The 9,450-nt window shown below is 68.5% G+C and carries 12 protein-coding genes and 1 pseudogene; 6 read left to right on the forward strand and 7 right to left on the reverse strand.

Annotated features, from left to right (window positions below; all coding sequences use genetic code 11):
* Positions 1 to 531: alpha/beta fold hydrolase (locus H958_RS0124350; RefSeq protein ID WP_156028233.1), on the reverse strand; the 531-nt coding region annotated here is incomplete at its 3' end.
* Positions 532 to 855: 324 nt separating this feature from the next.
* On the opposite strand from H958_RS0124350, the gene H958_RS46760 reads away from it, so the two are divergent.
* Positions 856 to 1,167 carry a hypothetical protein gene (locus H958_RS46760; protein ID WP_156028251.1) on the forward strand — a complete coding sequence of 104 codons (312 nt, stop codon included), beginning with the start codon at positions 856 to 858 and terminating at the stop codon, positions 1,165 to 1,167.
* A 27-nt stretch (positions 1,168 to 1,194) separates the two neighbouring features.
* On the opposite strand, the gene H958_RS40035 is transcribed toward H958_RS46760, so the two are convergent.
* The 3 genes from H958_RS40035 to H958_RS0124370 all read right to left on the reverse strand — a co-directional run bounded on the left by H958_RS40035 (position 1,195) and on the right by H958_RS0124370 (position 4,208).
* Complete coding sequence (locus H958_RS40035) at positions 1,195 to 2,619, reverse strand: transposase (RefSeq protein WP_081686232.1); 1,425 nt, start codon at positions 2,617 to 2,619, stop codon at positions 1,195 to 1,197.
* 268 nt (positions 2,620 to 2,887) lie between these two features.
* The gene (locus H958_RS0124365; protein WP_028060559.1) at positions 2,888 to 3,445 is read right to left on the reverse strand and encodes an NADPH-dependent F420 reductase; all 558 of its coding nucleotides are present in this window, start codon (positions 3,443 to 3,445) and stop codon (positions 2,888 to 2,890) included.
* A 28-nt stretch (positions 3,446 to 3,473) separates the two neighbouring features.
* Positions 3,474 to 4,208, reverse strand: coding sequence for an SDR family NAD(P)-dependent oxidoreductase (locus tag H958_RS0124370; RefSeq protein WP_028060560.1), 735 nt, complete (start codon positions 4,206 to 4,208; stop codon positions 3,474 to 3,476).
* A 125-nt stretch (positions 4,209 to 4,333) separates the two neighbouring features.
* On the opposite strand from H958_RS0124370, the gene H958_RS0124375 reads away from it, so the two are divergent.
* On the forward strand, positions 4,334 to 4,969 hold the full coding sequence (locus H958_RS0124375; protein ID WP_028060561.1) for a TetR/AcrR family transcriptional regulator: 636 nt from the start codon (positions 4,334 to 4,336) through the stop codon (positions 4,967 to 4,969).
* Positions 4,970 to 5,423: 454 nt separating this feature from the next.
* Here the strand turns inward: H958_RS0124375 and H958_RS0124380 are convergent, their stop codons facing one another.
* Positions 5,424 to 5,876, reverse strand: coding sequence for a hypothetical protein (locus tag H958_RS0124380; protein WP_156028252.1), 453 nt, complete (start codon positions 5,874 to 5,876; stop codon positions 5,424 to 5,426).
* A 283-nt stretch (positions 5,877 to 6,159) separates the two neighbouring features.
* A complete protein-coding gene (locus tag H958_RS0124385) occupies positions 6,160 to 6,882 on the reverse strand; it encodes a TetR/AcrR family transcriptional regulator (protein WP_322090772.1) in 723 nt (240 codons plus the stop codon).
* A gap of 131 nt (positions 6,883 to 7,013) precedes the next feature.
* Between H958_RS0124385 and H958_RS0124390 the strand changes: the two genes are divergently transcribed.
* The 4 genes and pseudogenes from H958_RS0124390 (at position 7,014) to H958_RS43995 (ending at position 9,000) form a co-directional block, all read left to right on the forward strand.
* Complete coding sequence (locus tag H958_RS0124390) at positions 7,014 to 7,721, forward strand: class I SAM-dependent methyltransferase (RefSeq protein WP_196807541.1); 708 nt, start codon at positions 7,014 to 7,016, stop codon at positions 7,719 to 7,721.
* 307 nt (positions 7,722 to 8,028) lie between these two features.
* Positions 8,029 to 8,331 (forward strand): transposase, encoded by a 303-nt coding sequence (locus H958_RS0124395; RefSeq protein WP_028060565.1) that lies wholly within the window; start codon positions 8,029 to 8,031, stop codon positions 8,329 to 8,331.
* 61 nt (positions 8,332 to 8,392) lie between these two features.
* Positions 8,393 to 8,605: pseudogene (locus H958_RS49225) on the forward strand (IS3 family transposase); the annotation flags it as partial.
* Positions 8,606 to 8,625: 20 nt separating this feature from the next.
* A complete protein-coding gene (locus H958_RS43995; protein WP_081686233.1) occupies positions 8,626 to 9,000 on the forward strand; it encodes a DDE-type integrase/transposase/recombinase in 375 nt (124 codons plus the stop codon).
* A 188-nt stretch (positions 9,001 to 9,188) separates the two neighbouring features.
* Here the strand turns inward: H958_RS43995 and H958_RS40045 are convergent, their stop codons facing one another.
* On the reverse strand, positions 9,189 to 9,392 hold the full coding sequence (locus H958_RS40045; RefSeq protein ID WP_051324763.1) for an integrase core domain-containing protein: 204 nt from the start codon (positions 9,390 to 9,392) through the stop codon (positions 9,189 to 9,191).
* Between the last annotated feature and the right edge of the window lie 58 nt (positions 9,393 to 9,450).

The following is a 9,450-nucleotide window of genomic DNA, read 5'->3' on the forward strand; positions in this document are numbered from 1 at the left end:
CGCGGGCCAGATGGCGAGCTGGCGTCGTCGTCCGTCGCGGCCCATCGTGTCGATGAGGACGAGCCCCGCCGTCTCCGTTGGATAGAGGTGCGCGAACACGCGCGCCAGGACCCCGCCGTAGGAGTGGCCCACCAGCACGTACGGCGGTTCGACGCGGGCGCGGCCGAGCAGCCGCCGAAGGTCGGCGATCTCGTCGCGTGCGTCACGCACGCCCGGCGGCGCGACGCTGTTGCCCGTGCCCGCGCGGTCGTAGGCACAGGCCCGAGTGCTGCGGCCGACCTCGGGCTGCACGTCTCGCCAGGAAAACGTGTCCGCGCCGAAGCCGGCCTCCAGCACGACGGTTGGGCTGCCCGAACCCACGCACTCCAGGTAGAGGCTGCGCCTGCCCCCGATCGCGACGAGCCTGCCCGGACCCTCCGCCACGCGGGCAACGCGCCGAGTCTCGGCGGCCCGGCCGCGCCGCGCCTTCGGCTCCTGCCCGCCGCAGCCCACCGCGAGCGCGGAAGCCAGCAAGACCAGGACAGCGAGCATCCGACGCGCCACCGCCCGACTCTGACGTGCGAGCCGTGACCGCGCAAGGCAGCTCCAGAACGCAACTTCGGTTGGGCGATCCCTGGCGGCCCGGCGAGCGAGCTGACCATGCGCGGCCCTCGGTCCTGCTTGGCAGCACAAGCAGCGGCGCGGCGGAGCCGGTTCCGCCGGGCCGCAGCCATGCGGAAGCGCGCTTACCGGTCCAGAGCCTCGTGGCAACGCGCCGGCCCATCACCAAATCGTCGTAAACCGGCCGGACAACACCCCGACATACGCGACAGGCGAAAGCACAAGCCTCTACTTGCGCCGGCGCTGAGTCGAATGATGTCCCCAGAGACCGAGAAGCAGTATCGCCACGGCCAGTATCACCGGCCCGATCTGAACGGCTTTTCCTTGCGCGACGAGGACGCCGAGGAGACCCAGCATCACAACTCCCGCGACGAGCGCGAACGCATCGCGTCCTCCGCTCGTGCCGCGCCTTCGTGGGCCGCGGAAGAGGAAGACCCCGAGCCCCACCAGCACCGCAAAGACGACCGCCATTGTCGCGGCCTGGACCGGCCATGCAGCTTCCTGCGCGAGAAGAACCATTGGACCGTTATCGGTCAGTCTCGCGAGTGCCCTAAAGCGCGTGGCTGACGCCGCCGTCTTGAGCCAATAGCGGCGCTAACGAGCCGACGGCGTGATGTCCTCCGAAAAGGGCGCCCACCATGCGGACCGACCGCCATGGTGGTCCCTAAGCCGCGCGAGCGCCGTCGTGGCGGCCACACGTTCTGGTGTCGCTTCGCGGCGATTAGGAGCAGCGCGGCGCGAGGGCAGCAGCTGCGCAACCGCGCTATCGCAATGAGGCTGGCGTTGGCGGTAAAGACCGCCACCGTGCTCGGCCGCGAGGACGCGGCGCATGAACGCGTAGAGGCCGCCGTCCCAGCCCGGCCGGGCGCCCCTGCGTTTGCTCGCGTCAGGGGGGATCAAGACCGGGATGCCGCGATCGACGATCCGTTCCATCTGCCGCTGGTGCCAGTAGCCGGCGTCCGCGAGCAGCACGCCCGGTGTCTCGGTGACGCCCGCGGCCAGCAGTTCGCGCTGGGCGGCGTCGAGCATCGGCTCCAGGTGCCCGAAGTCGGGCGCGGCGGTCATCACCTCGGCCGCGATCACGACCTGATGCTCGTTGGTGACCGCTTGGGCGTTGTAACCCTGAATGAACCCCCTGAGCCCCTTCACGACGCGCGAGTCCGGGTCGGTGACGTTGATCCGACCGTCCGGCGTGCCCGGCGGCTGGAACGGGTCCGGTGGACGCCCGAAACGGCGCCCGTCCTTCATCCGCCCGCGCGCCCGATACGCCTCGTAAGCCTGGTTCGCGCGCACCTCGCTCCAGAGTTCCTCTTCCAGGCGGCGCTTGGCCTCCCGCAGGCGCTTCGGGCGGCCGCGTGACACCGGCTGCGGGTTCGCCGCGCGCTCGGCCTCCAGGCGCTGCTTGGCCTCGCGCAGCCACCCGCGGCGGCCCTGCGCGGTCGCGAACTCCGGCGGCAACTCATCGCCGCGCGCCTGCCCGTAGAGCTCGTCCTCGGCCGCATCGACAGCCTTGGCCTCCTCGAGGATCTCGCGCGCGAGTTGCTCGTAGTCGAGGTTCTCGTTGCGCGACGCGTTGGCCTGCACCTTTGTGCCGTCGACCGCAATCACGCCGACCTTCGCGAGCCCGCTGCGCGCGCACAGCGAGAGCACCTCGCCGAAGAGCCCGGCGATCGCCTCCTGGTGACGCTCGACAAACCGCGCGATCGTCGCGTGGTCGGGCCGCTGCTGGGCCGCGAGCACGCGGAAGGCGACGTCTTCTTCGCAGGCGCGCTCGATCACCCGCGAGGACCGGATCCCGCGCGCATAGGCGTAGAGCAACAGCGCGACCATCATCGCCGGGTCATAAGGCGGCCGGCTGCGCCCGTCGACGCGATAGGCGGCATAGAACGCCTCGAGGTCCATCTCCGCGACCGCGTCGATGACAAACCACGCGAGATGCCGCTCAGGCAGCCACTCACGGACATCCGGCGGCATCAGAAACGACTGCTCACGATCACACGCAACAAAGCGCTGGCCCATCACGAAATGTTCTTAAACCCGCCGGACGACACCCCCGACATACGCGACAGCCACACGCGAAAGCGACAGACCGGGCCGCGGGACTCCACGTATCTGCTGCGAGCCGGTCGGGAGCCCTTGGCGCGCGGTCCGTTCGTGATCGGCCCGTGGGAGGTCCGTGTCGAGGTCGCGGCGATGCGGATCTCCGGGCGGAGTGGGCTCAGCCCACGCGGCGAGTTCCCGTCCGGGAGCTCGCTCGGCGTGGCGTCCCGCCGGGGTATGCGGGTCGTTAGATCGCTTCTGGCGTCGCGAAGCGGTAGTAGAGCAGTCCGGAATCGGCATCCTTGACGATCGCCACGAAGAGCGCGGCGAAGGACTCCTGCGTGGCGGCGCGGTCCAGCGGTCCGCCGTGGCGCGGCTGCATCCCGGCGTCGCGCGTGAGCTTCTCGACGGCGGCGCGCGCTGTCTCGTCGCCGACCCAGATGTTGTCCGGCCGGTTGGGCGCCTGGGGGGCGCCTTCCAGCAGCTTGCCGAAGTTGAGGTTGAACACTTTGGCGGTCGGGCCTCCGAGGGTGGCTTTGACGTACTCGGCGTTGGAGGCGTGCCCATCGTGCGGGAGTTCGCCGTCGAGTCGGTTGCTGGTCTCGATGACGGTCTTGCCCTCCAGGCCGGTCACGCCGGCCAGTGCTGCCGGGATGTCGGCGTGGCGCACGGCCAGCAGGACGACGTCCGCGTCGGAAGCGTCGCCGCCGTCACGGCCGAGCGCGGTGACCTGATGGCCGGCTGCGGTCCAGAGGCGCGCCAGGGTGCCGCCGATGCTGCCGCGGCCGATGGTGGTGATTCTCATGTGGGTTCTCCTTCGCGGTGCGACGCGCTCAGACCACTGTGGTGCCGCCGTCGACGATCAGCTCCATGCCGTTGACGTAGCTTGAGTCGTCGGAGGCGAGGAACAGCGCGGCCGAAGCGATCTCGTCGGGGCGGCCCATCTCTCCTCGGGGGATCAGGGACTCGAACTGCGCCTTGAGCTTCTCGTCCATCACCTCCTCCATCATCGGCGTGGCGACCTGGCCGGGGGTCAGCACGTTGACGCGGATCTTCCTGTCGCGCAGCTCGGAGACCCACACCCGTGCGTAGGCGGGCAGCAGGGCTTTGCTCGCCGCATAGACGCTCCACCCGGGGTAGCCCCTGAGCGAGGCGTTGGATCCGGTCATGAAGATCGAGCCTCCGTCGCTGAATAGCGGCAGCGCCTTCTGGACCGTGAACAGGGTGCCGCGCGCGTTCAGCGAGAAGGCGGCGTCGAAGTGCTCCTTGGTGATCTCGCCGAGGCTGCGCTGCTCGCCCATCCCGGCGCTGGCCCACAGCACGTCGACAGTGCCCTTCTCCCGCTTGACCGTGTCGAACAGACGGTCTAGATCGCCGAGCTCGGCCGAGTCGGCTTGCACGCCGGTCACGTTGCGGCCGATCTGTTTGACGGCTTCGTCGAGCGCGTCCTTGCGTCGGCCCGTGATGAAGACGTGCGCGCCTTCGTCAACGAACAGCCTGGCGCCGGCCAGCGCCATGCCAGTTGTCCCTCCGGTGATCACCGCAACCTTGCCATCGAGCTTTCCCATGGCTTCTCCGTTCGCTTGAGCGCTCCGATGCTAAGTACACCGGTTCGAGTGCTTAACGTAGCGAGCGGCTTGAGGGCATGCAAGTTATGCACACTGATCGGTACCAGTCTGGCTAGGCTGGGGGTATGACGGAGCTGGAGAAGGGACCGCGGGGCTTGCGCCGCGGCAGGGGCGCGCGAGAGCGCATCCTCAAGGCCTCACGTGAGCTGTTTCGCGACCAAGGCATCAACAGCACCGGCATGGACCAGCTCTGCGCTGCGGCTGAGGTGTCCAAGCGCACGCTCTACCAGCACTTCGCCGGCAAGGACGAGCTGGTCGCTGAGCACCTGCGCCAGTTCGATCCCAACGTCCTGCCCGAGGTGTTCGACCGCGCCGACCTCTCGCCCCGCGAACGACTCCTCACGGTCTTCGACATCCATGCGCCCCTGTGCCCGTTCATCAGGGCGGCCGTCGAGATCCACGACCCGGGCCACCCGGCGCGCAGATACGCCCGCGAGTACAAGAAGGCCTTCGCTACGCGGCTCACCGAGACCGCCCGCGAGGCCGGCGCCACCGACCCCGAGCAGCTCGGCGAGCAGCTTGCGCTGCTGCTGGATGGCGCCTCGGCCCGCAGCCGAGTTCTCAACACCTCAACGTTCGCCACCGCCGCCGCCGTCGCAACCGTCCTCATCGACAACTCCATCCCAACCGCAGCGGTCCCAGCCGATGCAAGCAACGACCTGTCGGCCGGGACGGGGCCGCATGCAGGGGCCCGGCGATGAGCTCGGTCAACGCTGGCGCCGGAAGAGAACTGGAGTTCTCCCGCATCCCGCGTAACGCCGCGGTCGACGAAGCCCACGAGAAGACGCGCAAGGCTCCAGGCCAAACGCCGTTCGCGTCGTCGGTAGCTCGATGCAGCGCGTACGTCACAAGCACGCGCTGGACCGGGCGCATCGTCGCGCTGCCGAGCCCAACGACACTTCTGCTTGGCGCGAATGGGAGCGGTCTGCACCCCACGCGGGATGTGCTTCTTCTCGACGATCTCAGCACTTTGCCTGACGCCGCCGCTCACGGTCCCGCCGCGCACAACACTGTCAAGCATCAGCCGAGACAGAAGCGTCACGCATCAGCCGAGACTGGACACGGGCTGACCCTGTGCTGTCCCGACGGCCTGACACGGACAGGACACCGACAGGACTCGACACGGGCAGGCATTGGTGCCCGCCGACCGGTGGGTCAGGACAAGGCGCGGTCGCAGTCGTCAAGCTGCAACTGGCCCGCGATCTGGGCCGCGCGAACAAGGAGCCGCGTGCTGCGCTCGCCCGCTGGCTCTGCCGCTTCGAACTCGTCCTTCTCGGCGTGCCGAACGAACTCGCGCCAGGCATTGAGTCCTTGCTCCTTGTAGCTGAGCATCTGGCGGTAGCGGGCGCGGGTGTCTGCCGGCGGCTCGAGCTCCTGTAGGCGTTTGAGCTCGCGCTCGTATGCCTTGACGCCCTCGGCGAGCCGGCGATCCTCAGGAATCGCGTCGTAGTCCTGCTTCAAATCACGGCACGCCTTGTTCGCCTCGCGAGCAAATGCCTGGGGATCGGCCCCGCCGCCGCACGAGGCAATCACCGCAGTGAGAGCAACCGCGGCAGCGATACGGCCGGAAAGCATTTGCGCAATCGATACCACGAAGCTCCGCGACATGCATTCACGGCACCTATTTCGCCCTCACCACCGCGAGGTGGCGATCGACTTAACGTGTGAGGGCCGCCACCGCGATGCGCCCGCCCTCGCGCGCGTGGACGGGGAAGCTCTCGTGGCGTAATGCGCGGCAAGCGTGAGCGCTCGCCTCTCGCGCGAACAGTCGGGCACTCGTGCCTTCAGGCGAACTCGCACAAGCAGAAGTCTCCTGCGTGGTGCTTCAGGACGATTGCGCCACGCTTGGCCGTAGCGGGCGAAGCAGTAGCCGTAGATGGAATGTCGCTCGTCACTCGGGCGAGCTCGCGGCCGCCGCGATGAACGCGAGCAGTTGCGCCTCAAGGTGCGCCTTCTCACGCTCTGGGAGGGAGCGGAGGGGTCCGCGCAGGAGGACCGCGAGTCCATGGACGCCGGCCCACGTGGGGTACTCGATGTCCGGGCGGCGAGCGGGCGCCAGGATTCCGGCGTCGACGAGGTTGTCGAGGGCGGATCGCAGATAGTCGAACGGTCCGGGTGCGTCGGCTCGTTGATCGGGCGGGGGATGCTCGGTGGTCGCGAACGCGGTCTCGAAGAGGCCTGGCTCTTGACGCGCGAACGCGAGATAGGCCTGGCCGACCGCGCGAAGCCGGAGCCGGGCGCCTGTCGGCGTGTGCGGCCCCGGACGTACCTGGCCTACGCGATCGGCCATTCGTTGCGCGAGCTCGCGGACCGCTTTGTCGCGGACGGCCGCGAGGAGCGCGTCACGGTCGGGGAAATGCCGATAGGCGGTATTCGGGACGACCCCGACCATGCGAGTCACCTCGCGAAGCACGACGGCGTCGGGGCCGCCGGATCGCGCCAGCTCGAGACCGGCCTCGACGAGCGCGGACCGGACCGCGCCACGAGCACGCGGTGTGCGCCGCCCGGACAGATCGCTCGCCTGCGAGCGAGCTGCGCTGCTCCGATCGTCTGCCACCGTCGGCACCTTAGTGGACAGCGTCCACCAGCTCTGCGTATGGTGGACAGTGTCCACAGTTCAGAAGGGACGGCATGACGACGACAACCGATCAGCCCTACGCGACGGGCCGGACCCGCGCGAGTATCGAACGGGCGCTGGCCGACGCGGGAAAGCGGATCGACGCGCTCGAAGCATCCGACCTTGCGATGCTCGAGGACTTCCATAGCCTCGGTCGCCTCGCCACCGCGGCCCTCATCGACCTGGCGCAGGTCGGCCCAGCCGATCGCGTCCTCGATGCCGGCTGTGGAATCGGCGGGACCGCGCGCCTGATCGCCGCCGAGCGCGGCGCCCGCGTCACAGCCGTGGACCTCACACCCGAGTACTGCGAGGTTGCCACATGGCTCAATGACGCGGTGGGCCTCGGCGACGCGATCGAGGTCCGCACCGCCGACGTCACCCAGCTTCCGTTCGACGCGGCCTCCTTCGATGTCGTGGTCAGCCAGCACGTCCAGATGAACATCGCGGACAAGCGCCGCCTCTATGCCGAGGCGCGTCGCGTCCTCGCGCCAGGCGGTCGCCTCGCCCTCTGGGATGTGACCGCGAGTTCCGGCGGCTCGCTGCACCTACCGGTCCCATGGGCGACGTCGCCCGAGCAGAGCCATCTCGTCACCCCTGAACGGCTCGCCGAGCTCCTCCGCGAGACCGGCTTCGCGACCGCTCACTGGAACGACCTCACCGAACCGGCCGAGACCGCCATGCGGCAACTCTTCGCCGACGGCCAACCCCCGCTCGGACTGCACGTATTCGTCCCGGACTTCCCGGCCAAGGCGGCAAACCTCGTGCGCAATCTCGCCGAGGACCGAACGCGACTGATCCAAGCGGTCCTCACGGCGGACGCCGCATCGCTCGCCTAGGGACAGGCGCCGAAAACCACGCGACCACCAGGGGCTCCTTTAGACGACGGATGAAAGTCAAGTCGTGTTGTCGAGTGGTGGCTACCTGTGGGATCGTGTCGGTGGGCGCGAGTGACCGACGTAGCGAAGCGCAGACGTCAGGGGCTTGTGGTCTGCCGCGCGGCTTTGCCCTTCGAGGGCCTTTGTGATGCGCGCCCCGGTGTCGCGCTCGCGCCCGCCTTGTGCGCTGTCGTGGTGAGCCATCCCGGCTTTCGCGGAGACCTCGAAGCCAGGATCATGTCCTGGCGGAAGGAGATGCTCCGCGGCGATGCCGAGACCACGAAAGTACCCAGAGGAGCTGCTTGACCGGGGTGTCCGGGTCGTGTTTGAGTCGGGCCGTCCGATCGCGCACGTGGCCAAGGATCTCGGGATCACCCCGGAGGTCTTACGCAAGCGCGTCCGACGGGCGGAGGCGGACAACGGCCTACGGCCGGATCTGCCCACGACGGCCGAGCGTGAGGAGATCCGCGAGCTGCGGCGCGAGGTCTACGAGCTGCGGCGCGCGAACGAGATCCTGAAGTCCGCCAGCGTGTATTTCGCCAAGGAGCTCGACGCAGACCGACCGAAGTGAACGCTACATCGACGAGCACCGCGGCCGCTTCGGCGTCGAGCCCATTTGCCGTGTCCTGGGCGTGTCGGCGTCCGCGTACTACCAACGCGCCAAGGGCTGGCGGTCGGCGCGCGCGGTCGGGGATGAACGGTTGCTCGAGCGCATCCGCGAGCTGCATGCCGCCAACTACTACGTCTACGGCTCCCGGCGCATGTGGAAAGCGCTCCGGCGCGCCGGCGAACCGGCCGCGCGCTGCCGGGTTGAGCGGCTAATGCGCGCCCATGGCATCCAGGGCGCCAAACGGCGCGGCCGGCCGTGGCGCACGACGACGCCCGACCCGTTTGCGCAGCGGCGCGCCCGGATCTCGTGCAACGCGACTTCAGCGTCGAGGCGCCGAACCGGCTCTGGGTCGGCGACATCACCTACCTGCGCTGCTGGGAAGGCGTGGTCTTCTTCGCCTTCGTCCTGGACGCCTACAGCCGCCGGATCGTCGGCTGGCAGTTCGCATCGCACATGCGCACCGAGCTCGTCTTGGACGCGCTGCGGATGGCGATCCACCAGCGCGACACCAACGCGGTCGACGTCGAACTCGTCGCCCACACCGACAGGGGCAGTCAAGCCGGGTTCAACCGGTCCTCGCAACACCGCTTGGTTTCGGTGATCGTAGAGGGGGTTGTCAGTTGTTGTTGATGATCTATTTGTCTGAGTCCCTGAGCCGCGAAGCGGCGAAGCTGGGAGCGGTGCGATCAAGAGAGTTCCGTTGATCGAGGTCGACCGCGGCGCCATTGATCACAGGGCCGTGGGTGCGAGCTCGAGCAGGTGCTCGTTGAGGCGGGCTGGGTTCTGCGGAGACCGGGTTTGTTGGTTTCCTCTCTTGATCAGAGAGGGATGATCGTCTCGGTCCGTCGAGCGTATAGGGCCTCGAACTCGGCGGGCGGGATGTCGCCGAGGGACTCGTGGAGGCGCTCGGCGTTAAACCAGGCGACCCATTCGACGATCGACAGCTCGAGCTGAGTGCGCGTTCGCCAGACGCGGTCGGCGATCAGCTCGGTCTTGACGGTGTCGACGAAGCTTTCGGCCATGGCGTTGAGGCTCCTATGTCAAGAGCGGGATGGTTCTGGCGTCGTTGAGGTCGGCGAT

Origin of the sequence: Candidatus Solirubrobacter pratensis (assembly GCF_000425945.1) — a bacterium.
In the GTDB taxonomy this organism is placed as follows: Bacteria; Actinomycetota; Thermoleophilia; order Solirubrobacterales; family Solirubrobacteraceae; genus Solirubrobacter; species Solirubrobacter pratensis.